The sequence below is a fragment of the Pseudoflavonifractor phocaeensis genome, from assembly GCF_021531375.1.
GTDB lineage: Bacteria > Bacillota > Clostridia > Oscillospirales > Oscillospiraceae > Lawsonibacter > Lawsonibacter phocaeensis_B.
In genome coordinates this window covers 34081-58183 of the sequence record NZ_JADYTU010000013.1, presented here as the reverse complement: position 1 = coordinate 58183, position 24103 = coordinate 34081, and the positions used below count along the sequence as shown (strand labels likewise).

26 protein-coding genes and 2 tRNA genes are annotated in these 24103 nt (G+C 54.7%); 14 read left to right on the top strand and 14 right to left on the bottom strand.

The features are described from left to right. Positions 1-909: IS3 family transposase (locus tag I6E39_RS06275; RefSeq protein ID WP_235380753.1), on the top strand; the 909-nt coding region annotated here is incomplete at its 5' end. A 343-nt stretch (positions 910-1252) separates the two neighbouring features. Here I6E39_RS06275 and I6E39_RS06270 read toward each other — a convergent pair. Together I6E39_RS06270 and I6E39_RS06265 are read right to left on the bottom strand one after the other, a co-directional pair. Then, on the bottom strand, positions 1253-1444 hold the full coding sequence (locus tag I6E39_RS06270; RefSeq protein WP_235380752.1) for a helix-turn-helix domain-containing protein: 192 nt from the start codon (positions 1442-1444) through the stop codon (positions 1253-1255). Then, positions 1428-1775: a hypothetical protein gene (locus I6E39_RS06265; RefSeq protein WP_235380751.1), complete on the bottom strand. Its 348-nt coding sequence runs from the start codon at positions 1773-1775 to the stop codon at positions 1428-1430. The genes I6E39_RS06270 and I6E39_RS06265 overlap by 17 nt, the downstream gene beginning before the upstream one ends. A gap of 275 nt (positions 1776-2050) precedes the next feature. Between I6E39_RS06265 and I6E39_RS06260 the strand changes: the two genes are divergently transcribed. Both I6E39_RS06260 and I6E39_RS06255 read left to right on the top strand, forming a co-directional pair. Continuing rightward, a complete protein-coding gene (locus I6E39_RS06260; protein ID WP_235380750.1) occupies positions 2051-3160 on the top strand; it encodes an amidoligase family protein in 1110 nt (369 codons plus the stop codon). Beyond that, positions 3160-4098 carry a class II glutamine amidotransferase gene (locus I6E39_RS06255; protein WP_235380749.1) on the top strand — a complete coding sequence of 313 codons (939 nt, stop codon included), beginning with the start codon at positions 3160-3162 and terminating at the stop codon, positions 4096-4098. The genes I6E39_RS06260 and I6E39_RS06255 overlap by 1 nt, the downstream gene beginning before the upstream one ends. 117 nt (positions 4099-4215) lie before the next feature. Here I6E39_RS06255 and I6E39_RS06250 read toward each other — a convergent pair whose 3' ends face one another. Then, positions 4216-4557, bottom strand: coding sequence for a type II toxin-antitoxin system RelE/ParE family toxin (locus tag I6E39_RS06250; protein WP_235380748.1), 342 nt, complete (start codon positions 4555-4557; stop codon positions 4216-4218). Next, positions 4535-4843, bottom strand: a complete 309-nt coding sequence (locus I6E39_RS06245) for a type II toxin-antitoxin system RelB/DinJ family antitoxin (RefSeq protein WP_235380747.1) — start codon at positions 4841-4843, stop codon at positions 4535-4537. Before I6E39_RS06245 ends, I6E39_RS06250 begins: the two co-directional genes overlap by 23 nt. 111 nt (positions 4844-4954) lie before the next feature. Between I6E39_RS06245 and I6E39_RS06240 the strand changes: the two genes are divergently transcribed. From I6E39_RS06240 to I6E39_RS06235, 3 genes are all read left to right on the top strand, one after another. Then, positions 4955-5506 (top strand): recombinase family protein, encoded by a 552-nt coding sequence (locus I6E39_RS06240; protein WP_235380746.1) that lies wholly within the window; start codon positions 4955-4957, stop codon positions 5504-5506. 106 nt (positions 5507-5612) lie between these two features. After that, positions 5613-5738: a hypothetical protein gene (locus I6E39_RS11080; protein ID WP_268842211.1), complete on the top strand. Its 126-nt coding sequence runs from the start codon at positions 5613-5615 to the stop codon at positions 5736-5738. A gap of 129 nt (positions 5739-5867) precedes the next feature. Further along, a complete protein-coding gene (locus I6E39_RS06235; RefSeq protein ID WP_235380745.1) occupies positions 5868-6791 on the top strand; it encodes a hypothetical protein in 924 nt (307 codons plus the stop codon). Between the two features lie 179 nt (positions 6792-6970). Here I6E39_RS06235 and I6E39_RS06230 read toward each other — a convergent pair whose 3' ends face one another. Next, on the bottom strand, positions 6971-7435 hold the full coding sequence (locus I6E39_RS06230) for a relaxase/mobilization nuclease domain-containing protein (protein WP_235380744.1): 465 nt from the start codon (positions 7433-7435) through the stop codon (positions 6971-6973). Beyond that, entirely contained in the window at positions 7417-7689 is a 273-nt protein-coding gene (locus I6E39_RS06225; RefSeq protein WP_235380743.1) for a plasmid mobilization protein, read from the bottom strand. Before I6E39_RS06225 ends, I6E39_RS06230 begins: the two co-directional genes overlap by 19 nt. Before the next feature lie 302 nt (positions 7690-7991). Here I6E39_RS06225 and I6E39_RS06220 point away from each other — a divergent pair, with 302 nt between their 5' ends. From I6E39_RS06220 to I6E39_RS06200, 5 genes are all read left to right on the top strand, one after another. After that, entirely contained in the window at positions 7992-9698 is a 1707-nt protein-coding gene (locus tag I6E39_RS06220) for a hypothetical protein (RefSeq protein WP_235380742.1), read from the top strand. Between the two features lie 220 nt (positions 9699-9918). Further along, positions 9919-11754 (top strand): hypothetical protein, encoded by a 1836-nt coding sequence (locus tag I6E39_RS06215; protein WP_235380741.1) that lies wholly within the window; start codon positions 9919-9921, stop codon positions 11752-11754. Next, positions 11744-12751 carry an ATP-binding protein gene (locus tag I6E39_RS06210; RefSeq protein WP_235380740.1) on the top strand — a complete coding sequence of 336 codons (1008 nt, stop codon included), beginning with the start codon at positions 11744-11746 and terminating at the stop codon, positions 12749-12751. Before I6E39_RS06215 ends, I6E39_RS06210 begins: the two co-directional genes overlap by 11 nt. Positions 12752-12791: 40 nt before the next feature. Continuing rightward, positions 12792-12995, top strand: a complete 204-nt coding sequence (locus tag I6E39_RS06205) for a helix-turn-helix domain-containing protein (RefSeq protein WP_235380739.1) — start codon at positions 12792-12794, stop codon at positions 12993-12995. A gap of 54 nt (positions 12996-13049) precedes the next feature. Next, positions 13050-14279 (top strand): tyrosine-type recombinase/integrase, encoded by a 1230-nt coding sequence (locus I6E39_RS06200; protein WP_235380738.1) that lies wholly within the window; start codon positions 13050-13052, stop codon positions 14277-14279. Between the two features lie 76 nt (positions 14280-14355). On the opposite strand, the gene I6E39_RS06195 is transcribed toward I6E39_RS06200, so the two are convergent. From I6E39_RS06195 to I6E39_RS06185, 3 genes are all read right to left on the bottom strand, one after another. After that, a tRNA-Arg gene (locus I6E39_RS06195) sits at positions 14356-14431 on the bottom strand. Positions 14432-14501: 70 nt separating this feature from the next. Continuing rightward, positions 14502-15041 carry a 4'-phosphopantetheinyl transferase family protein gene (locus tag I6E39_RS06190; protein WP_235380737.1) on the bottom strand — a complete coding sequence of 180 codons (540 nt, stop codon included), beginning with the start codon at positions 15039-15041 and terminating at the stop codon, positions 14502-14504. Positions 15042-15145: 104 nt separating this feature from the next. Then, positions 15146-15661, bottom strand: coding sequence for a DUF6512 family protein (locus I6E39_RS06185; RefSeq protein ID WP_235380736.1), 516 nt, complete (start codon positions 15659-15661; stop codon positions 15146-15148). Between the two features lie 121 nt (positions 15662-15782). On the opposite strand from I6E39_RS06185, the gene spoVAC reads away from it, so the two are divergent. Further along, the gene (gene spoVAC, locus I6E39_RS06180) at positions 15783-16223 is read left to right on the top strand and encodes a stage V sporulation protein AC (protein ID WP_235380735.1); all 441 of its coding nucleotides are present in this window, start codon (positions 15783-15785) and stop codon (positions 16221-16223) included. 130 nt (positions 16224-16353) lie between these two features. On the opposite strand, the gene I6E39_RS06175 is transcribed toward spoVAC, so the two are convergent. After that, a tRNA-Leu gene (locus I6E39_RS06175) sits at positions 16354-16440 on the bottom strand. A 342-nt stretch (positions 16441-16782) separates the two neighbouring features. Between I6E39_RS06175 and I6E39_RS06170 the strand changes: the two genes are divergently transcribed. Together I6E39_RS06170 and I6E39_RS06165 are read left to right on the top strand one after the other, a co-directional pair. Continuing rightward, the gene (locus I6E39_RS06170) at positions 16783-17343 is read left to right on the top strand and encodes a manganese efflux pump MntP (protein ID WP_235380734.1); all 561 of its coding nucleotides are present in this window, start codon (positions 16783-16785) and stop codon (positions 17341-17343) included. A gap of 171 nt (positions 17344-17514) precedes the next feature. Further along, positions 17515-18735 (top strand): dicarboxylate/amino acid:cation symporter, encoded by a 1221-nt coding sequence (locus I6E39_RS06165; RefSeq protein ID WP_235380733.1) that lies wholly within the window; start codon positions 17515-17517, stop codon positions 18733-18735. Between the two features lie 66 nt (positions 18736-18801). Here the strand turns inward: I6E39_RS06165 and I6E39_RS06160 are convergent, their stop codons facing one another. The 4 genes from I6E39_RS06160 to I6E39_RS06145 all read right to left on the bottom strand — a co-directional run bounded on the left by I6E39_RS06160 (position 18802) and on the right by I6E39_RS06145 (position 23825). Further along, on the bottom strand, positions 18802-20226 hold the full coding sequence (locus I6E39_RS06160) for an FAD-dependent oxidoreductase (protein ID WP_235380732.1): 1425 nt from the start codon (positions 20224-20226) through the stop codon (positions 18802-18804). A 66-nt stretch (positions 20227-20292) separates the two neighbouring features. Continuing rightward, positions 20293-21246, bottom strand: coding sequence for a LysR family transcriptional regulator (locus tag I6E39_RS06155; protein WP_235380731.1), 954 nt, complete (start codon positions 21244-21246; stop codon positions 20293-20295). A 568-nt stretch (positions 21247-21814) separates the two neighbouring features. After that, positions 21815-23203 carry an MATE family efflux transporter gene (locus I6E39_RS06150; protein WP_235380730.1) on the bottom strand — a complete coding sequence of 463 codons (1389 nt, stop codon included), beginning with the start codon at positions 23201-23203 and terminating at the stop codon, positions 21815-21817. Then, the gene (locus tag I6E39_RS06145; protein WP_235380729.1) at positions 23193-23825 is read right to left on the bottom strand and encodes a TetR/AcrR family transcriptional regulator; all 633 of its coding nucleotides are present in this window, start codon (positions 23823-23825) and stop codon (positions 23193-23195) included. The genes I6E39_RS06150 and I6E39_RS06145 overlap by 11 nt, the downstream gene beginning before the upstream one ends. Positions 23826-24103 lie beyond the last annotated feature (278 nt).

Sequence of the window (24103 nt, the reverse complement as noted above, 5' to 3'; positions counted from 1 at the left end):
CTATCTCCAGTTCCAATGTTCTGCCTGAAAGCCTGTGGGTTTCGGCAGAATTTTTGCTTTTGTCAACAGGTCCAACTCTTGACGGCACCCTGCAAGTTGCTGCATACAGCCCGTTCTGCTTACCACAAATGGACTTGCGGGATGCAGAGCCAGAGAGTTGCGGAGAACGAGCAGTTAGCTGACAAAATTGAAAAAATCCATGCGGAAAGCCCGGATAAAGGCTACCGGAGACTGAATGACGATCTGCGCCATGATTATGGCATCCATGTCAATGACAAGAGAGTGCTGCGGATCTGCCGGGCCAGAGATATACGGTCTACTGTGAAATACAATAATCACAGCTGTACCAGGCGGGCCAAGAATCCTCAGTATCTTGCCGAAAACCTGCTGAGCCGCCAATTTTACGCTGAAAAGCCCAATGAGAAGTGGCTTACTGATGTGACAGAGTTCAAATGGTCTGAGGGTGTGGAGGTTCATAAGCTCTACCTGAGCGCTATTCTGGATCTCTGTGACCGGCGCATCGTGTCCTATGCGCTGAGTGAGCGCAACGACAATCCTCTCGTATTCAAAACCTTTGACAGGGCTGTTAAGGGCAACCCGGACGCACATCCTCTGTTCCACAGTGACAGAGGCTTCCAATACACAAGCCGAGCATTCCACCAAAAACTTGTACAGGCCGGAATGACGCAGAGTATGTCCCGTGTGGCTCACTGCATTGACAATGGCCCCATGGAAGGCTTCTGGGGTATCCTGAAACGGGAACGCTATTACGGCAGGCGCTTTACCAGCAAGCAGGAGCTTGTGCAGATGATAGAGAACTACATCCATTATTACAACACCAGGAGAGTTCAGCGAAATCTGGGCGTGCTGACACCGATGGAGAAGTACCAGTTGTGCCTCACCGCATAAAAAGCGGCCAGCAACCTACAGGCTGCTGGCCGGGAAAATTTTATATTTTTTCACTGTCCTCTTGACGGGGAGCGGTTCACGCCGCTCCCGCCTTATATTATTTTGGCTCTATTTTGCACTGCCCGGCAGTGTTTACACAAAATTTGGGACTGACCCAACCTCCAATGTGGTGCTTCTATTCTACACCACATTGGAGGTTTACACAAAGTTTCGGATAAGTTCCTTCAATTTGATCCCAGTGATGTGTGAATGGACTGGATATTCTGTACGCATCCTTATTGTACCATATAAGCTGGACACTGAGTGTCCAGCTTATCATTTTCTACAAAATAACGGTCAAAAATCATGGTGTCCTGATCCCCGCGGCCTTGACGACGTACTCTTGAACAGCGGTTTTGGGTATCCGCCACACCCGGCCATTCCGCATGGCCTTTAACGTCCCGGTGTTCAGCAGATCGTACAGCGCATTTTTTCCGATTTTGAGGGCCTCACAGGCTTCATCCACTGTGAGGATGTCATCATAACTCTCCAGCATTGGCACATCTCCCTTTCTCACATCTGGGGCAGCTGGGGTGTTCCGGGCCCCGGCTGCAATTCTCACACAGGCATTTTCCTTTTTTCAAGGCCCGTGTGCGTCTGCTGCGGCGGATCTCGCCCAAGTCAGTGAGCTGCATAATAATGGCAGACTCAGCCCGCTGGAGCTTTATGGCAATCTCCGAGATTCCCACTCCCTCCCGGTACAATTTGCAGAGCTGTTCCCGCTCCTCCTCGGTCCAGTAGTCTCCGGTGTGTTCAAGTATCTCCGGACATTGTCTAATCTGTCTGATCTGTTCCTGAAGCTCAGGATTCGTGATGAAAGATTCCATGTCGTGATAGCCTCCTCTTTGGCTTGATTTACTGTGATGTTCTTTGAATCCTGTTTGATTTGTCACCAAACGGGCGGATTTTTCCTGTAAATGGAGGGCTATCCTGTAGGAAAAGTAGGGGAGATATCATTTAATACGGGAAATGGATGCGTATTCTAATGTGAGATCATATTCGCGGACATTCGTCAGAGCCTCCTTTTGTAATTGCATACTATTAAAATGAGCCCTCGGAGCAGAAGTGTTCCGGGGGCAAACTTTGTAAGGAGGAATTTACGATGTCGGAAACCTTTCTCTGTTCCAACTGCGGCAGGGAACACCCCATCAGCAAACAGATTACCTTTGACGGCAAAGAACTGTGCCCAGACTGCCTGGTGGAGCGCACCACGCTTTGTCGGGTGTGTGGAGAACGAATCCTGCGGGAGAACAATGTGGGGACAGATATGCATCCCTTATGTCAGACCTGCTTTGATGACTATTACACCACCTGCACCCGCTGCGGTATGCTTCTCAGGCGGTCCGAGGCCTTCTACCAGGACTCCGACGAGGATGAGGAGTATCCCTACTGCAACTCCTGCTACTACGCCTCACCCAAGGGGATCAACGACTACTATTATAAACCGGAACCTATTTTCCATGGAGAAGGTCCCCGCTACATGGGCGTCGAGCTGGAGATTGACGGAGCGGGGGAACTGGACAGCAAGGCGTCAAAAATTCTGGACGTGGCAAACAGAGGTGGTTCGGAACTGCTGTACTGCAAGCATGACGGCTCTCTGGACGATGGATTTGAACTGGTTAGCCACCCTATGTCCCTGAACTTTCACCAGAAGGAAATGCCCTGGGCCGCCGTTCTGAAAGAAGCGGTGCGGTTGGGCTATCAATCCCACCAGGCCTCTACCTGCGGGCTGCACGTCCATGTGAGCCGTGCCGCATTTGGAATTACTGAGGAGGAACAGGACACAGTCATTGCGCGAATCCTCTACTTCTTTGAGAAGCATTGGGAGGAACTGCTGAAGTTCAGCCGAAGGACGCCGCGGCAACTGGAACGCTGGGCAGCTCGGTATGGTTACAAGGAGCAGCCTCGTGACATCCTGGACCACGCTAAGAAAGGGTACGGGGCCGGGCGGTACACCTGCGTCAACCTGACCAACGAGGACACCATAGAATTCCGTATCTTCCGAGGGACCTTAAAACTCAACACCCTGATCGCCACATTGCAGCTCGTTGACAGGATCTGTGATGTGGCGCTTTGTTTGTCCGACGAAGAACTCAAGGCCATATCCTGGACCACCTTCGTCTCCGGATGTACGAAGCCTGAGCTGATTCAGTACCTGAAAGAGCGGCGGCTGTATATCAATGAGCCTGTGGAAACGGAGGTAGAGCTGTAATGTGCTGTCTCTTCGGAATGCTCGACCCGGAGCATCGTTTCACCGGGAAGCAGCGGGCCAAGATTCTTCGTGGCCTGGCCGCGGTCAGTGAGGCTCGGGGCACCGACGCCACCGGGATTGCCTACAATTCAGGTGGAAAGTTACATGTCTTCAAGCGGCCCTTGCCCGCCCACAAGGTCCGGTTCCATATCCCGGAAGACGCCCTGGTGGTAATGGGACACACCAGAATGACCACTCAGGGGGATGCACGGCGCAACTACAACAACCACCCCTTCCAGGCCAGAGCGGGAAGCCAGTCCTTTGCCCTGGCCCATAACGGAGTGCTGTACAATGACGGTTTGCTCCGGACTACACAAAAGTTGCCTCTGACCAATATTGAGACAGACAGCTTTGTGGCGGTCCAAATGCTCCAACAGCAAGGAGCCCTCACCTTTGACAGCCTGAGATACATGGCTGAGCAGGTGGAGGGCTCCTTCTCTTTTACCGTACTGGATGACCGGGACAATCTGTACTTCGTCAAAGGGGACAATCCCCTTTGCATCTATCACTACCCGGAGACAGGGGTGTACCTCTATGCCTCCACGGAGGAAATCTTGACATCGGCGCTACTACGGATTCCCTTTCATCTGGGCAAAGCCGTCACGGTCAAGGTCCTGTGTGGGGAACTGCTGAAGATCGATGCCAAGGGACACCAAAGCCGCAGTGAGTTTGACACGATCAATCTGGTCCAGCGGTGGTATTATCCACGGTCCTTTTGGTATGATCCTGCTCCAAGGCCGTACAATTCCGAAAAGTCCGATGCCAACAAGGAATATCTGCGGGAGTTGAAGGCAGTAGCCGCTTTCTACGGCTTTTCCCCCAGTTATGTGGACTCCCTGCTGTCCGATGGCTTTACGACTGATGATGTGGAGGAGATGCTGTATGCGGGCGAGCTTTAAAACCTTGTCAATAGACTATACCCTTGTGAGAGAACAAAAAGATATCCCAATAGGGTCGAAATCCGAATTCCGGGACGTGCCGGAACTCATTACCACCCTATTGGGACTCCCCGTCTATTATTGATCTTCTTGGTCAAGATGAGCGGCCAGGTCGCGACCCCTGGTACACACGCCCCGGATGTACACCGCATGTTCCTGATCGTCCACGCTGTACAGCACCACATCATTCCGGGCAGTGAACAGCCGGACGTCTTTGGATTCCCAGGGCTCTACGTGATAGACCGGGTACTTTCGTGGGAAGGTGGACAGATTCCGTTGGATCTCAGCCCGTAGCCGCAGGTACCAGGTCTCGGCCAACTCCGGGGCCCGGAACTGTGCCGCGATATAGTCTGCCTTTTCCTCAATGTCCCGGATGGCCGTCTCCGTGTAGATGACCCTATACCGCTGAATTTCGTCCATGAGAGAACCGCTCCTTCATCCGAAGATCCAGGTCCTCCTGGGAGTACAGCCGACCTTCTGCAATGTCCCCTTCGCTCCTGGACAGCTTGGCGTCGATCTCCTGGGCGGTCAGTTCCTCCCAGGTCTTCAGCGTCGGGCGGAAGGGCATCCCGCCCTCACGGAGGCTCTGCTGGGCAAAAATGCGGACCGCTTCTGCAAAAGAAGTCCCCAGACCGCGGTAGAGCTCCTCCACCTGTGTTTTCAGTTCTCCGTTCATGCGGATCTGTACTGTCGCATCCATCGCCATAACAAAGCCCTCCTTGTAGTGCAACTGTACTACATTTTATTCAAAGTGTCAAGGGACGATGCCATTATGGTCCACCTCGCACAGAAAAATATACGGGAAGGAGATGTTACCTTGAAAATCGGATATGTCCGGGTCAGTACCCAGGAACAGAACACCATCCGCCAGGAGCGGATGATGGAGAACTTGGGTGTGGATGAACTTTACATCGACAAGGCCAGCGGCAAGAATGCCCAGAGGCCGGAGCTCCAGAAGATGATGGAATATGTGAGGAAAGGCGATACGGTGGTGGTGGAGTCCATCAGCCGCTTTGCCAGGAATACCAGGGATCTGCTGGAACTGGTGGAGCAGTTGACCGAAAAACAGGTGGAATTTGTCTCTCAGAAGGAGGCCATAGACACCTCCACGCCCACAGGCAAGTTCATGCTGACCATCTTCGGGGCCGTGGCAGAGCTGGAGCGGGAATACATTCTCCAGCGCCAGCAGGAGGGAATCGCCATTGCCAAGGCCAACGGCATCTACAAGGGCCGCAAACCCATCCAGCGGCCCAACTTTGATCAGGTAGTCTCTCTGTGGCGGCAAGGTGAGATCACCGCCGTGGAGGCTATGAAACGGCTGGACCTGAAGCCCAGCACATTTTACCGAAAGGTCAAGGAGGTGGTTTGAATGGAATGGACCCTTGCAGGCTTTGTCATCACATTGGGCGTACTCTGCCTGATGGAATCCGAGCACAGCACCGCCAAATCTTAAAATCAACAAGGAGGAATCAGTTATGCCTATCTTTATTGCCGTCGCGGCCACACCGTTGGCTCAGTTTGCTGAGGGTGCCGTCCTGGGAGCCAGCGTATATCTTGTAAGTCGGGGCTATAAGAACCTGCTTCGCACCAGAAAGAAGTAAGAGCCTCGCAGGATGGGTCAGGAGTTTCCTGGCCCATCCTAATTTTTTTGCAAAATATGTGGAGTGACAATGACTGTCCCCCTTGCCTGATATACTGGATCTAGAAAACGATATTAAGGAGGTTTTACCATGTCGGAAGAATATTTGGACCGTGAAACTCTGGGCGCTGAGGAGGATCCGGACGATGGAGAAGCACTTTCTAACCCCATTTCCGAGTTGAGGCAGTCCTTCCGCCGCATTTATGAAGCAGCCAAGGCGTCGGCGGAGAACGACGATGACGAAGACGACGAGGAGGAAGCACCGGAAACGGTGCGGACAGGGTTTGCGGCCCAACTCCCGGACGCTTTCCGCAAGCTCTGGGGTATCACCGAGAAATGGGAACGGACATCTGCCGCATGTCATGAAGACATCCGTCTGTTAGCCAGCGATACCTACAATACTGAAACAGACGGAGTCCTGTCTAAGCAGACATGCCGCCGCCAGGGAGAGGCTGTCCTGAAGCAAGCCTACCAGGAAGCCCAGGACCATCTGAAGCTGAAAAGCTCCGTAAACTTCAGCCAGCAGGTCTATCAAAATCTGGTCCATAATCTGGAGGACAGCTTTGCCCAAGCCAAGCACTGCGTCCGGCTGCTGTCTGCACACAAAGCCATCCAGCAGGAACTTGGGGAGATCCAGGCCTTGTTGGACTTCGGAACGTTTCAGCAGGAGATGCAAAATGCTTTGGATGCGGAACTCCAGAACGAACACGCTTATAAGCTGCGCCCCTTCTCCTATTACGCGGAGCAAATCCAGGTGGAAAGTGATAACATGGGGCTGGAGGACGGTTTCTGGCGTGTGTTGGAAGCAGCTTTCGCCCGTTATACCTATGACGGCTCCCGGGCCTATTTCGACCTGAGGGATGACGTCCGGGACCTGGCAGAGCAGTACAAGGCTGCTGCTCAGGAACATCTCAACCGCTATCTGGTTATTCGTCGCGGTAAGCGTATTCAAGAAGTTCTGGATCTAATCGAGGTCAAACTGATAGAATCAGATACGCAAAGCGAAAAACGCTGACAATCAGATTGCGCTTGTTCCCTGTAGGTAAAGGTGGACGTTATGGTTCTTCCTTAGAGAATGATAGCGTCCACCTTTAAAATTCTTTGGTTCCGTGCTAACTTTTTGGAAATGGGGAATGAAAACAGTGTGCCAGAGGATCGAAATCAGAGCCCCCTGCAGAAAACTTAGCATCAGCACTATTCCAAGACTGTGTATATCCCATACTGTTGCGTGATTTGATTCGCTGTCTCCCGCAGTGCACCAAGTGCCTGATAGTCCAGATGTAACTTCCTTCCATCTGCCAGTGATACGGTGTTGATGGCAAAATGAATATGTAAATGTTCCTGTCCGGTATGGACTCCGAAGAGAACCTGATAGGTAGGAAAAAACAAGGATGATACCAGCAGCGCAATGTCCATGGCTTCTGATGGCATGATGACTTCCATGTCATCAAAAGAGAGAACGATATGATATGCCCTGCGTCCATACTCTTTCCTCCAGAGCTGCTGGGCCTGGAGCATGTCTTCAAACGCATAAAGGGGCCGGATGCCACGCCCACCGATCATTCCGGCTGTCTTTTTTTCATCAATAATGTATGTACATAAATTCTGAAGCGCTAACTCGGTGTTGCAAGGGTTTTCAGTTACTTTAAGTACTGCCATATTACGTCACACTCCGCCTGTATTTCTGATGCAAACTTTGATTGGGGTTCCATTTGTACATAATCTTTGATCTTAAGTAGCTGGTGGTAAATGGTTCTGATCTGATCCAACGTCAGACCTTTGCTAGCCATTACATGCTGCGTCACGTAATGACTGACAGATAGTCCGTTGTCTTTGGCGGCCTGTTTAAGGCCTTCATATTCCTGAGCCGTAAGTCGAAAGGTCACTGGTTTGGATTTGGTTTTTCTGTCCATATATGGTACCTCCTGTGTGTAATAAGAGAAAATTCAATGAACTATTATGTAAATATATAATGTACATCTTATGATATATTAGATTGGATATAATGATTATCAAATTACTACATCAAAGGATAAAGCAAAGATCTTAATATCAACTAAGCCTCTTCTATGAAAGAGATTGCAAGGAAGCGTTTTTGTATGCGCTTCCTTTATTTTATTGTTCCTTCCGTGATAAAAAATTACTGCACATTATCCTTGCACAACATAACTCTGGTGATTACTATAGAACTAGTACACCAAAGGAGACTGTTGCGATGGATGAACAGAATAAAAACGGTATGTTCACTTATTATAAAGTAGGCAGAAGCGCCCGGATTTTCCCTATCGATTACTCGGACAATGAATTTGCAGCATTGGCGGGCTGTGATGTACGCACTGCCCGAAAAGTACTCGGTATTGATTGTTTAAAACCGATTCTTTTGAAACAGCTATGTACTTCAGAAGTGAAGTCAGAGCATGCAGAAGATGGAGATGAAGTGATTCCCGTTCCCGCGGAAACTGCCCGGTTCTTGTCTGCCTTTTACCAAATAACACAGAAATCAACGGAATATCGGAGGATTATTAATAGGCCTGAAAACGTTTCAGAATCAACCAAACGGCAATTTACTACTGAACTATGTCAGGCGCTGTGCCAACAAATTACGTCAAGCTCCGATACCTCGAATCGGGTTGTGAATGATTTTTATCGACGAACCTTGTTTTATAACAATACTTTTAACCGCGCAGTACTGGAAGATATATGGGAGACACAGTTGCTTCCCAAGTATCAAATACTTCGGAAGCTTGCACAGCAGGTTCCTTTTGAGATGCAGGCGCAAGTTCTCTTGGACTGCCTGCAACAGATGGACAACGCTATCTTTTATCTCAGCAGCCAACCAAAGAATTCTCCAAAGGAAGCGCAGAAAGCGGAACAAGAACTGCAGGGAATACTGGAACAGCTGCTTTCCGGCCGAGTTAGAAAGAGGTCCGGGGGCAACAGCCAGGCGGTATACCAAGTCTACAATTCTCAGGTGGATGAAAGAACTTCCATGGAGCGGGCATTCCGAGCGCTCAACGCTCCCGGTTCTAACCAAGTGTTAATGACAGCCAGCCGTGACGCCTACCTCCGGCACTTGACAGAGAAATTGTCTCCATCCCCAATGGAAGATGCTTATAAAACGCTGCATGATTATTTGGCATTTACGGGATATGAGCTGACGGAAGAAGAACTGAATTCTTACATTACAGACCAATGTCGGCGGCATTGTCAGCAGATTATTGACAGCGTCACTTTTTTCCCTTTAGAAAAAAATGCTGATGCGCCGTTGACAGAAAAAAGAAACTATCTGACCGATCTGATAGATTGGACGATTCAGAATCGAATAAGTGGTATTTTCCAAAACTTTGAAGCTGATTTTCAGGAGACTTTGCATCTTATCCGCTATTTGAATGCGGCCCAGCGTTTTTTTCGTCAACACGTATGCCAAGAACCTTTGTTATGGAGTATCCTCGATGGAATACCCCTTCAAAAAGACGGCGTTGCTAATGCTTCGGCGACCAGCAGAAAATATTTTCTCATGTTTTCCCAATACCTTCAAAATGCCTGTAGCGTTCTCTATCCAGATACACCTGACATCCGGGATTCGGATTCAGAAATTATTAATTTTCAGGATTGGCTGTCAGAGCGTCTTTTTCAAGACGGATTGGCGGCAGTAATGTTTTTTGACAAAGAGGATCGATTTAATGGTTTTAGTTCCTCCTACAAACCCGAAAACATCCTTCATGCTATTAAAGTATGTAATACTTACATCTCTGATAAGCAAGCGCGTCCGCCAATAGAGCAAGTACTTCAGATGCTCCCCGATATTATGACGGTTCTACTCTGTCAGCTTCTGAAACACATTCTGGATGACAGCGTTTCTGAGTGCCGGGATTACTTCCTTGCTTTTTATTCATGGCTTCAAAAAGTTAGTCATCCTTAAATCAACCTCTCGCTGCAGCACAGCGAGAGGTTTTTCATGCCTGTAACTTGCCCCAGACAATGCATCTTTTTTCTTTTGTGCTATATTTATGTTTTTTCTGATTTGGAGAGTGTACTATGGAACCATAGAGGGAATCAAATTGCAACCAGCAAAACGTTTTTACCATAAGTAAAGCTCTTGCCGGGTGCTGTCCCTTCAATTATCGAAATGAGGTGTTGATATGTCCTGTCCGACTTACCCCCCTTATTCTTCCGTACCACCTGGCCCGCCGCCATCTACAGTCCCAGCCGCCTATGTGGACCACCTGTGCCTGCTGGCAGCGCAAGCACAGGGTGCCGCGGTCGAAAACGAGAGGCTCCGGGCTAAGCTGACTCAGAAGCAACTGGCCGAGGAGGCCTATCGTACTGTCCTTGCTCAATCTGACGGGCATACTTATAGCCCTGGGAAGAACGGGACCTTCGTCCATTTGATGAACCGTACTGTGGAGCGAGCTTTCCACGTACATCCCATGCCTCCCATGACCAGTCCGCCCTACTACCTCATCGCCATCTCACAGGAGACGGGCTGGCTATTCATCAAGGAGGCGGATTATTTCAATGATAAGGTCCTTCTCACGGCTTTACAGGAGTGGCCCGGCGTGGAGGTTGACCTTATCCAGTCTCAGCGGCAGACCGCTGCACTGCTGCGTACCGCCATCAGCCAGAAGTTGCAGTCGCTTACGTTGTCCTGCTACGCCGGCTGGAGAAAACTGGAGAGTGGAGAGTTTGCTTTCTGCGTCTTTCCGGGGTTCAAAACCTGTTCGCCCGGTATCGTCACCCAGCTGCCTACGGAACTATCCCCAGCCTCTCCACCCAGTGCCGCACTGGCCGCCGAGCAATTGTGGTCTCAGTTCCGACCTGTTTCAGACCAGGGTGACCGGTGCCTCCTGTTCCTATGGTTTCATGCTGCCGCTCTGACTTCTATGCTGATGAAACTTGGACATCGCATCCCGCTGGCTCTGTGTCTTTTTACCGAGGATCTGGCCGCTTCCCAGTATCTTACGCGGCTGTTCCATTGGAGCGCTGATGTACCGCTGTCGCTGGATAGTAAGCCAGTCAAGTTTTCTCAAATGGTTCTGCTGGAGAAGGACAAACCTCTGCTGATCCGGGACACTTACCAGACAGCTGACGCCTCCGTCAACGCAGCCGTACTGCGGTCTGCCCTGACAAGCGGTACAGTCCTTTGGAAGAATGGAACAGAGAGTCTGGAGCTGCCCCTACAGGCTTTGCCGACTCTTTTATCAGGCGCAGCCAGCACCCTCAGCTGCTCTCCGGACTGTCTGACCCTGGACTTGTCCGCCGCAGGCTTTGACACTTCAGCCTGGGATCACATTTCTCTCAGGGAGGAGAGGCTCTACGGCTACCTTTCAGCCTTCCTGCGGTTTACCCAAGATCATATTTCCAAGCTGATCGAGGCACTGGATTCCGGGCAGCGCCAGTCCATGTTCTATCTGGACGGTACCTTGAACGACAACTGCCTGAAGACCTTGGGCATCTTGCTGGGGTTGGCTGATTTCCTCAGTGCGTTCTTTGAATTTTGCAGCCCTTCGGTGCCGCCAGTCTCATTTGAGGCTCAGGATTGGTCTGACCAACTGGTAGAAGGGTTGCGGCAGACTACCGCCAAGGAGGATAACTGGAATTTGGCCGACCAGTTCTTACAGGTAGCCCGATCTCATCTTGTAAACGGACAGCTGTTTACAAGTACCGTGGAGCTCAGGAAAGAACCGCTACCAGAGATGGTTGTGTTTTACGATGAATGCACCTTGTCGTTCACAACCCCCGCTTTCTGCCGCATCTGTCGTCAGCTGGGACAAAGTCGGCCTGCTGTCTTGCGGGCGTTGCGTGAGGCCGGGATGATGTTCGGTCGGCCGGTGAACAGCGCCACGGCTATGACCCGTATCAGTATCTGGGACAAGTTCGGTGTGAGAAGAAATCTATCTGTCTATCGGCTCGTCAAATCGGCCTTTGATCTGCCGGGAGATCCGCTGCTTTTAGAGGAGGAATCCCATGAACATTAACTTCTATCTAGGCCGGACCCGCTCCGGTACCCCTATGCACTTTACTGGTATGGACAACCCCCATATCTGTCTGACCGGTCGCAGCGGCTGTGGAAAAAGTTATTTCCTGAGGCAGCTGCTCCTACAGGCAGTGGAACAGGGAGCGCTGGGGTTGGTATTCGACTATTCCGGCGATTTTCGCCGGTTTGTACCGTCGCCCGGTCTGCCTTTCCGTCGCGTGGACATCACCAGTCCAGAATTCACCATCAATCCCTTCCTGTCCGGCGACGGTCTGGATGTGGAATTAGGGGTGCAACAACTGCTCCATCAGCTCCACGGGGTTTTCCGTATGGGGTCCCGGGCAACTCTGGCGCTGCGGCAGGCTGCACAGCAATACCTGGCCAGCAATCCGAATCCTCCCACGTTGGAGGGACTTTGTGACCTCCTGCGGCACACAAGGGCGCCCAGCCAAGGACTTCTGTCTGCCAGGGAGCCCCTGGAACTGCTGGCATCCCTCCTCCATTGCGGAAATCAGCCCATTGGCCTGGAGTTGAACCATCCCGGGCTGGTGGTTCTGGACTTTGCCCGGGTGGTGGACGGCAGCATGCGCACCTTCCTGGTGGAGCTGACCCTGCGTGCTGTTTGGACCCAGCGCACCACGGCCCGGGAATCAGCTGCTTGTCCTGTCGTAGTGGCACTGGACGAGTGCCAGAATATCTCGTGGTCAGAACAAAGCATGGCCGTTCGCATCCTCCGGGAAGGACGTAAGTTTGACCTGGCCGGATGGTTCAGCACCCAGTGGATCGACAAAAAAGCGGAGCATGCCCTGGGGCAAGCAGCGCTCCAGGCCCATTTCCGTCCGGAGGACCGGGACATCTCCAGATTGGCCAGGTCGATAGGCAGGGATGGCCCAGAGGAAGCGGCATTGTACCGACAGTTGCTTCACGGTCTGAACGTCGGCCAATTTCTTTGGCCACGTCCAAATGGGCGGGCTGTGGTTGTCAATGTGGACCCGTGAGTTACTGTTTAGCATTAAAACTGTAATTAGGAGGACAGATATGAACACTTTTTATACGCATGAGGAGCTCCCGCCCATCCTGACGGTCCCTGAACTCGGCGCTTTCTTGGGCATCGGCCGCAACTGCGCCTACGACCTGGCGCGGTCCGGGCAAATTGCGGTGCTGCACATCGGGAATCAGATCCGCATCCCCAGACATGCGGTCCTGCGCTATCTGGGTGTGGACGGAACTACATCGGCGTAAGTTGAGGAGTGGGGCAGGGGTTACCTGCCCCACTGTCATTCAGGAGGTATCTTTATGGCATCTCAAAACCGAACCCGACACGGCGCTGCTGGAGCTGGGAGCATCCGCAAAAAGCAGGTGTTTCGCAACGGGAAAGAATATACATACTGGGAAGGACGTTACACGGCGGGCTTTGACCTGGGAAGTGGAAAGCAAATCCAGCGGTCCGTTACCGCCAAGACGCAACGGGAGGTGGTAGAGAAACTGCGTCAGGCCACTGCCAAGGTCAGTGAGGGGAAGAATCAGGCACCATCTAAAATCACTGTGAGCGAGTGGCTGGATATTTGGCTTGCGGAGTATTTGGGAAATACAAAGCCGCATACAAAAAAGTCCTATGAAGGTGTGGTCAAAAATCACATCAAGCCCGCTATTGGTGCGGTAAAACTCACCGCGCTGACCCCGGTACAGGTGCAAAAGCTGATTAATGGAGTTCGAAGTACCAAGAAGACAGCTACGGGTGAAACGGTCAATCCCAAGACGGTAAAGAATGTCCACGGTGTACTGCACAGCGCATTGCATCAGGCTGTGCTGTGTGGTTATTTGAGTGCAAATCCTGCTGACCGGACCATTTTACCGAAGCGAAGCAAGGCGGACATCCATGTACTGGAGGATCAGCAGGTATTGGATTTCTTCAAGGCCATTGAAGGACATCGGTTTCAATTCCTCTATCTGGTGGACTTGTTTACGGGGATGCGGCAGAGCGAACTGCTGGGCCTGCAGTGGTCCGACATTGACTTGTCACGAAAAACTCTGATGGTCAAACGGCAGCTGCAGTATCTCGGGGGCGCTCACGGCGGTTATCAATACGCGATTCCCAAGAGCAATAAATCACGGCTCATCGTTCTGCCGGATAAGGCTGTGGAAGCCTTGGAACGACAGAAGGTCCTGCAAGCATCCATGATGAAAGCGGCAGGGGAGGCGTGGAACAATCCGGATAATCTGGTGTTCACGGACGAACTGGGGACACACCTGAAACACGATGTCGTCTACCGCAACCTGAAGCGGGTATTCGCATCAATGGGAGTGCCCAACCTACGTTTCCATGACTTGCGGCACTCTTATGCCGTACTGTCGCTGCAATCCGGCTGTGACATCAAGACGGTTCAGGAAAACCTGGGACATTATGCCGCTGCTTTCACACTGGATACATATGGGCATGTGACGGCGCAGATGCGCCGGGAGGGAGCTGACAAGATGAACCAGTTTCTTAAACAATTGGATTCTGGTCCATCAGACGATCAATAAGGGAAAACGCAAGGGAAAACATTCGAAAAAGAGGCAAAAAAAGTCCTGCAACCATTGTGGTTACAGGACTTTCCTCTGGTACGCCCGAAGGGACTCGAACCCCCAACATTCAGAACCGGAATCTGACGCTCTATCCATTGAACTACGGACGCATTTCATTTGATGCTCCGTTATTATAGCAGGATTTTCCCCCGTTGTAAAGGGGGATTTTCAAGCAAATTTTCACAAAATGATCCATCGGATGGACTCAGGCGGCTTTTCCAGGCCGCAGGCCGCGCCCCGCCAGCCCTCGCCGCAATAGGTGCGAAACCAGATCCCATCCTGCTCCAGAAGGGAGCCATCCGTTTCAGGCAGGGGGACCCGGATGCCGGAGATGGGGCGCGTCAATCCTGTACCATGCAGCTTGACTAGGCACTCCTTCAGGGCCCACAGCTGGGAGAAACGCTCCCACCGGTCCGTTCCCTGTTCCACCCAGTCCAGTTCCTGGTCAGAACACACCCGGCGGGGCAGACCGGGCCGCCAGGACTTGACGAGCTGGATGTCCACCCCCACCGGCTCCCGGCTCAGCGCGCAGAGAGCCAGAGAGCCGCTGTGGGTCAGATTGAATTCAAAGCCATCCAGACCGGAAAAAAAGGGCTTTCCATGGGGGCCTTGCTCCAGAGCAGGGAGGGGAGAGAGCCCCCACTGTTCTTTTGCCGCCCGGGCCAGCAGGAGACGGGCCTGCTGCCGCTGCGTCAGGCCCCCCGCGCCATATATGACCATGCCCTCGCCCCCTTCGCCTTTATCGTGCCTAGAGAATAGAAACCTGTTCGGCAGACATATTATAAGAAGATAGGGCAGCTCCTGTCAAATAAAACGGGGCGGCTTCAGCAGGGAAGAGGCAGCCAGGCCTTGCCCAAAGAGAGGTCGGCGAAGAGGAGAAGGCGGGGCGGCCAGAGTGTGAACAGCCCGATGGCAACGGCGAGAGCGCCGGCCAAAAGGCAGGGGAGCAGCCACAGAAAACCGGAAAAGGGCCCTGAAAACCGGGAGGGGAGCCAGAAGCCCAGAATCATAAGCAGGCAGTAGAGGGCGATGTCCACCCACATGGCCCGGCCGTCCAGAAGAATGTGGTATCCAAAACCAAGAATCAGCATCAAGGCGCACATCAACAGCAGGGTCAGGCACCAGGGGCGCATTCCGCCGGGACGGCCCCGGTTGAGCCACAGGGCGGCCAGCAGATAGGGCCAGAACAGGATCTTGACGTGTTCCCACAAACTCTCGCTGATGGGAGAGAACAGGGCGGTGATCCCGTTGGGCATCCAGGTGTAGAGAAAATGGAGGGCCGAGCCCAATAAAATCGTCAGAAGGGCTGTGAGTATCAGCTGGCGCTTTTCGTAATACAAAGCCATCACCTCGATGGCACAAGTTTATGTATTTCCCGTACCGGTTATGTTGGAGGCGCATAAATTTTCCGGAGTGGGGGAGGCTAAAGGGCAAGGTCAGGAATGGAAGGAAGGGACTGGATTGAATATGACAAATCAGGACTATGGGAAACTGGTCAACGAACATTCCCAGCCTTCACCCATCTGGAAGGATCTGATATGGGCGTTTCTGGTAGGCGGAGCCATCTGCACCATCGGCCAGGGGTTGTCCGATCTGTTCCAGAGCTGGGGGCTGGACAAGGAGCAGTCCGGGACCGCGGCCTCGGTGACGCTGATCCTGGCGGCCGCTCTGCTCACCGGTCTGGGATGCTTTGACAAGATCGCCAAGCGGGCGGGTGCGGGCACGCTGGTCCCGATCACGGGCTTCGCCAACGCCATGGTGTCTCCGGCCCTGGAGTTTAAAAGCGAGGGACTGATCAACGGCACAGCGGTCAAGCTCTTCACCGTGGCCGGTCCGGTGCTGGTGTTCGGCATCAGTGCCAGTGTGATCTATGGTTTGATTTTGTGCCTGCTGCAAGCCTGAGTGCGGCCGGAGAAGCATGGATGCCGGGCGGGCCCGGTTTACACGGCTGGGGACTCCATCCAATCAGGTACAGCCGCTTGGGACGGCGGAACCAAAAAGAAAGACACGACTTACGTCGTGTCTTTCTTTTTGGTGCGCGAGGCGGGAGTCGAACCCGCACGCCCTTGCGAGCACTGGCACCTGAAGCCAGCGAGTCTACCAATTCCACCACTCGCGCGTCCTATTTTGTTTGCGCCGTTTCGTTCAGCGCAAGACGTATATTATCACAGACTTCGCCGACTGTCAACACTTTTTTTAAAAAAATTCAAATTTTGGTTTGACCGTCTCCTACCCCCGATCTTCCGGCTGTCGTGGGCCTTCGCAAAAAATAGGTTGACAAAGGCGGCGATCCCATGTTACCCTTGCCATAAAGTAAGGGAGTAGTCGGCGCGGGGGCGCGGTCCGGTCAACATACTGGGGAATTTGTTTCTCCTGGCTGGACCTGAAATGATGAGACTTACCTGTCGGAGGGACAGGTGGGTCTTTTTTCTTTGCCCGGGCCGGGAGGAGGAAACAAAATATGAGTTTATGGGAGCTGTTTGTTATCGCGGTGGGCCTTTCCATGGATGCCTTTGCCGTGTCCGTCTGCAAGGGCCTGTCCGTCTCAAGGCCCCGGGCCGGCCACAGTCTGAGCTGCGGCCTGTACTTCGGAGCCTTCCAGGCACTGATGCCTTTGGTGGGCTGGCGGCTGGGGGTTCAGTTCAAGAGCATGATCACCAGCATCGACCACTGGATCGCCTTTGTCCTGCTGGGGGTCATCGGGGTGAACATGGTCCGGGAGTCAAGGGAGGAGGACGCCTCGATAGACGATTCCTTTTCCTTCCGGGCCATGCTGCCTCTGGCGGTGGCCACCAGCATCGACGCGCTGGCCGTGGGGGTCACCTTTGCCTTCCTCCAGGTCCCCATCCTGCCTGCCGTCTCCTTTATCGGCGCGACTACCTTTGTCCTGTCGGCGGTGGGCGTCCGGGTGGGAGCCGCCTTCGGCGCCCGCTTTCGGAACAAGGCGGAGCTGGCGGGGGGCATGATCCTCATTTTGATGGGGGTCAAGATCCTGCTGGAGCATCTGGGCGTCCTGGGATGAGAACGGAATAAACCGGGTCTTGTGACCGTCCCCACGAAAGGAACGCGAAAGAAAAGTCACGAGTTGAGTTTTTCCGAATAGTATGATATGATGATACGAAAGCGCAGAAAACGTGGATTTCTGTGTGTGTGTCTGCGGCTCGGCCGACAGAAAAGGAAAGGTAGTGTTCCCGTGAAAAAAGTTTTAAGCAGTCTGCCCGCCCGGCTGGTGATCGGCGTCGTAGCCGGTATCCTGATCGGACTGGCGTGCCCCAACCTGCACTGGGGCGAGGTCGCCGTAGGCGAGATGATCATGCAGGTGGTGCTGACCCTGAAGAACCTGCTGGGTTCTCTGATCTCCTTCTGTGTGCCTCTGATCGTCATTGGCTTCATCGCGCCCTCCATCACCCGACTGAAGAGCAACGCCTCCAAGATGCTGGGCCTGGCCCTGGTGCTGGCTTACACCTCCTCGGTCTGCGCCGCCCTGCTGTCCATGGGGGCGGGCTATGTCATCATCCCCGGCCTGTCCATCCAGTCCGCCACAGAGGGCCTGCGCCAGGCGCCTGAACTGCTGTTCAATCTGGAGATCTCTCCCATCATGCCGGTGATGTCCGCCCTGGTCTTTTCCGTTCTGATCGGTTTGGCGGCCACCTGGACCCATGCCAGAGTAATTACCCAGGTGCTGGAGGAGTTCCAGCAGATCGTGCTTGCCGTGGTCACCCGGGTGGTCATCCCCATCCTGCCCTTCTTTATCGCCGGCACCTTCTGCGGCCTGGCCTATGAGGGCTCCATCACCAAGCAGCTGCCCGTGTTCCTCATGGTGATCCTGATCGTGATGGCGGGCCACTATATCTGGCTGGCCGTCCTGTACGGTCTGGCCGGCGCCTACTCCGGCTCCAACCCCTGGGAGGTGGTCCGCCACTATGGCCCCGCCTACCTCACCGCCGTGGGCACCATGTCCTCCGCCGCCACCCTGGCCGTGGCCCTGCGCTGCGCCAAAAAGTCCACGGTCCTGCGCCAAGATCTGGTGGACTTCGGTATCCCCCTGTTTGCCAACATCCATCTGTGCGGCTCTGTCCTGACGGAAGTGTTCTTCGTCATGACCGTGTCCAAGGTGCTGTACGGAAAGCTGCCCACTCTGGGCACTATGGTGCTGTTCTGCTTCCTGCTTGGCATCTTCGCCGTGGGTGCTCCCGGCGTTCCCGGCGGCACCGTTATGGCCTCTCTGGGCCTGATCATCAGCGTTCTGGGCTTTGGCAATGACGGCACCGCCCTGATGCTCACCATCTTTGCCCTTCAGGACAGCTTCGGCACGGCCTGCAATGTCACCGGCGACGGCGCTCTGACGCTGATGCTCACCGGCTATGCCAAAAAGCACAAGATCCACGAGGTCCCCAATCAGAGCATCATCTGATTTTTTGATTTCAATAGTGTGGAAAATGAAGCCCCGGACGTTCGTCCGGGGCTTCATTTTGTTTCATTATAACCCGGTCTGGGCCGGGTTGTCGATCAAGTTGCCGTCCCAGTCGAATCTGGAGCCGTGGCAGGGGCAGTCCCAGGTGCGTTCCTCAGGGTTCCAGACCAGCTGACAGCCCAGATGGGGGCACCGGGGGTCCACCAGATGGACCTGACCGTCGGGCTCCCGGTAGGCGCCCACCTTTTTCCCCTGCCAGGAAACCACGGCCCCCTGGCCGGGAGGAAGCTGGTCCAGGGACAGGGCGGGGCGGCCAAAGTAGTTTTTCGCCAGATTTTTGGCGGCCCGGCCCCCCTCTCCGGCCAGATTCCGGGCTGCCTGCCAGCTGAACCGGCGGGGGGAGAGAACTGGAGCCAGGGGGTCCTTCTCGCCGGTAATCAGGTGGGAGATGAGCCGGGCGGCCACCATGGAGGCGGTCATCCCCCATTTCTGGAATCCGGTGGCGACATACCAGTTGGGGCGGGAGGGGCTGAAAACGCCGATATAGGGCAGGCCGTCCAGCGTCGTGCAGTCCTGTGCCGACCAGCGGGCGGCCGGGACGGAGCCGGGCCAGAAGCTCCGGGCCCGGGACTCCAGCATGTCGTAGGGCTTCTGGTCCGCGCCCTTCCCCGTAGGATGGCCCCCGCCGCCCACCAGAAGGTAGGGACCGGCGTTGCGGAAGGACAGCCCATCGGGGTCCACGCCGTAGTAGATGCCGTCCAGTTGGGGAGCGCCCGATACCGCCGCCACATAGCTGCGCTCCTGGTGCATCCGGGCGAAGTAGAGGCCGGGAAAGTTGACGAAGGGGTAATGGGAAGCAAAGATGATGTGGCGGGCGGTGACCAGGCCCCGAGGCGTGACCAGCTGATCCCCGCGTACCGTCAGCACCGGGGTGCGTTCATAGACCTCCAGCCCCTTGGCGGCCGCATACAGGAATTTCAGGGGGTGGAACATGGCCTGCCCCTCCATTCGCACCGCCCCCTTGACCGCAAAGGGCAGGGTGGTGGTACAGGTGAAGGAGGCCTCCAGCCCCAGGGTCCGGCAGGCCGCCGCCTCCCGGACCAGGGGAAGCTCCTGGAATTGGGAGTAGAGATAGGCCGGGCAGTCGGTGAAGTCACAGTCCAGGCCCGTCCGGGCCAGCCGCCGGTATTCCTCCACCGCCGCCTGACTGGCCTGGGCGTACAGCCGCGCGGAGGGCTCGCCCAGCTGCCGGATGAGCCGGTGGTAGATCATCCCCTGCTGGGCGGTGATCTTGGCCGTGGTGTTCCCGGTCTGGCCGCTGCCCAGGGCGCGTGCTTCCAGCACCGCGGTCCGCAGTCCCGCCCGGGTCAGGGCCCGTGCGATGAGGACCCCGGCCATGCCGCCGCCGATGACCGCGGCGTCTGTATGCAGATTTCCGGCCAGGGGACGGCCGGGGGACGCCGCCGCGTCCCGATGCCAGAGAGACTCCATGCTGTCTCCTCCTTTGCGCGCAGACCTCTCATGGTTTAGGATGCGCCAAGGGGAGCGGGACTATTCTCAAAGATATTCCGTCTCCTGGGGAAGAACGTGCTCCTCCTCCCGGACCCGGAAGCGCCGGGAGTGGATCTTGTCCTCCTCCAAAAAGTCCTGGACATAGTCGATAAAGGCCTGGACCAGACCGGAGGGGCGCTGTTCCTTGCTCCAGACCAGCACATATTCCGCCTGGCGGGCGGGCTGGGTGATGACCTTGGACACCACCAGGTCGTTGGGGGTGTAGGTGGTCTGGGGGAAGATGCTGACGCCCACATTCTGCTCGGCCAGGGCCACCGCGTCCACATAGTTGGACATCTCGCATAAAATGTCGGGCTCCGCGCCGATCTCGCCGAACCAATCCCGGATGGCCTCGATCCGGGATTTTCGGCTGGGTACGATCAGGGGCTGCCCCACCAGGGCGGACAGGGGCAGTTGGTCCCCGGGCTGCTGGGCCAGGGGATGATTGCGGGAGATGACGGCCACCCAGGGCTCCCGTGCCACGGAGAAGCCCTCCAGATGCTCGGTGTCATAGGGGGCGGCAATGACGGCCAAGTCGGCCAGACCCTTGTGGAGCCGGTCCAGCACATCGTCGCTGCTGCCGTTCCACAGACTGTACCGGACCAGAGGGAATTCCTCCCGGAAGCCGGCAATCCACCGGGCGGACAGATAGGGAGCCCGTCCCTCCACCATGCCCAGGCAGATGGTGCCGGAGACGCCGTCCTTCATGGTGGCCAGCTCCTGCCGGGTCTTGTCCGCCAGATCCAGCAGCTGGACGGCGCGGCGCAGGAGGAGACTGCCCTCGTCGGTCAGAGCCAGCCGACGCTTGCCGCGAATGAAGAGCCGGACCCCCAGCTCCTCCTCCAGCCCCCGGATCTGGTTGCTCAGCGGAGGCTGGCTCATGTTCAGTTTTTCCGCGGCCCGGGTAATATTCAGCTCCTGGGCCACCGTAATAAAGTAGCGGAGCGTGCGTAATTCCATCTGGGATCACCTCCTATTTATCATATCAAAAAGATATGATAAATGCAATGATATATGTATTTCCTTTTTTGATGCGTTGGTGTTAGGATAAGGGTGTCCAAAGGGAACGGAAAGATTTTAAAAGAAAACCAGAAAACGAAAGGGAGGTCCTGATGATGGAACAGAACATTTTGAAACATGTGGTCGGCGCGCGGTGCGGGAATTGTCAGACTTCCTGCCACAATATGTGAGCCGTCCTGAAACGAAGTTACAGACTGAGACAGAAAGGAGCGGTTACATCATGAAAAAGACTCTGAGCGCCCTGCTGAGCGATTACTACCGGACCTTCTCCCGGTGAGACGATACACTCCAAGATTTGTTGTGAAAGGAGATTTTTGAGATGAAAAAGGCGCTGAAGCTGCCTGCTCTACTGGCTGAATATTACAGCACATTCGCCCGGTGAATGATTTCTTCCCTTTGTGTGATCCATCCATCACTCAAAGTAAAAAACACGGTCCGTACAGCAACCTCTCCGCTGTTCGGACCGTGTTTTTATGTTTGACGGATGTTTTCGCCGTGATGGGCTGGGTTACTGCTTGTTTGGACTTGCGCCCATACGCTCCGAGGCCATCTGCTTCATGCGTTTTACGAAGAATACGCATACCAGAATCGTGCACAGATCGGCGGCGGGTTGTGCGGCGTAGATCTCTGTCACGCCAAAGCACTTGGGCAGCGCCAGAATGAAGGGCACATAGAAGAGTCCCTGCCGGATCATGGAAAGGAACAGACCCATTTTGGAAGCGCCGATGGTCTGGAAGGTAATGGTCATCATATAGCACAGACCAAAAGCAGGGTAAAGGGCTACCTGAGAGATCAGCAGACGCCGTCCGAACTCGATGACCATGGGATTGCGGTTAAAGAGCATAATGAGCGGCTGGGCAAGGATGATATAGGCGGCGGCTACCACGACCGTCAGCAGAAGGGCGCCCTTCAGCGCGAACCGCACCGCGTCATGGAAGTGGTCCTCATCCTTGGCGCCAAACGCGTAGGAGGCAACCGGCTGGTACCCCTGCATAAAGCCCATCACCACATAGCAGCCGATGAGAATGAGCCGCTGGACAACGCCGTATGCCGCGATGATAAGGTCGGAATCGGGCAGCGGCTTGGCCGCGATGTTGGTCAGCGAGGTGGCCACGGCGAGACAGATCTGGATGACGGCGGTGGGGATACCGATGGCGGTGACTGCCCACAAAAAGCTTCCGGACAGCTTGAAGTATTTGGGATGGACCTTGATCATGGAGTGTCCGCTGAGATAGAGCCACGCCAGGATGACAAAGGTGACGCACTGGGAAATGGTCGTGGCCAGGGAGGCACCCTCAACGCCCATGCCGAAGCCCCAGGAGAACATAAAGACCGGGTCCAGCGCCACGTTGAGCGCCGCGCCGGTGATGACCGCGATGGAGGAGATCTTCACCGAGGATTCCGCGCGGGCCGCACAGTTCAGGCTTTGAGCCGGCAGATTGAACAGCGCGGCAATGAACATCCAGAACGCGTAGTCCTTGGCCTGGGGCAGCACCGCGTCCGACGCGCCGAAGGCCCGCAGCAGCGGTTCTATGAAAATGATGCCCAGAACACACAGGCCAATTCCTACCAGGATGGAAAAGCCCACGATGGTGGTTACCGTTTGGTTCGCGCCGTCTTTGTCGCCGGCGCCGAGCTGACGTCCGGCCAGCACGGCCGCGCCCGCCGCGAAAATGTTTTCAATGGACACCATGATCAGCAGCAGGGGCAGGGTAACGCCGACCGCCGCCAGGGCAATGTCATCGTTCAGCATTCCGATGTATGCCGTATCCACGATGTTATAGACCGCCTTTGCCAGCAAAGCCAGAGTAGCGGGGATGGCCAGACTGACGATGGCGTTGGAGGGCTTAACGGTGGAGAGCAGAGATTCTCTTTCAGAGGAAGAATTACGATTCATAATGATCACCCAATACACCGTACAGCAGGATATGGAGCTGCCGGTGACACCTTTCTTCATGTTCACGCAGAATTGATTCGGCGGAGCGGTCCTCGCTGAACGCCGCCTTAAACCGCATGTTGAAATAGTCCATATACATTCTGAAATCTTCCACGATGGCCGGGACGGAAAGACATTCCCGCAAGGGCTCGCCGTTCAAAAGCTCGGTCAGCACGGAGATATTCAGCGCGTCGAATTCCGCGCGGCGTTTCCCGATTTCAGCGGATAGGGCCGCCGGAGGATGGAACGCGGCGTCCGCAAAGATCCCGAGATACAAAGGATTCTCCGCGAAAAAGCGGAGCCTGGCGTCAAAATATGCCCCAAGGCGCTGCTCTGCCGTACCGCCAAGGCCTTCTGTGGCCTCTTTCAGATACCGGGTGATGGAGTCAAAGCACAGTTCCACGCACAGAAGATAAAGCTCATCTTTGTCCCGGAAGTAATGGTAGATGATCCCCTTGGAAATGGAGTGCTCGGAGCAGACCGTATTCAGGGACGCACCCTCATAGCCCCGTTCCGAAAACTCCTGCATCGCCGCCTCCAGAATCCGCTGGCGTGACAGGGCGTTTTTTTCTTCTCGTTTCATTGCCGCGCTCCCTTCAAAAAACAGACCGGCTGGTCTGTAAAACGTATTATGGCACGCGTAGCGTTCCCAGTCAATGCGGGCGGAGAAATAATTTGTAAACTTTTTATGTATGATCTCGGAGTGATCCTCCATGATTGACCACCCGGTCTGTTTATGCTGGCGTGGGGGCATGCAACAGGCGGCCTTGCGGGCTGTCATCCGGCAGAACCTGGGATTGGAAAACGGCTGATCTTGATATCGCGCGCATGGCCTTCTTTTGTTTGGCGCAGAAGAGAACT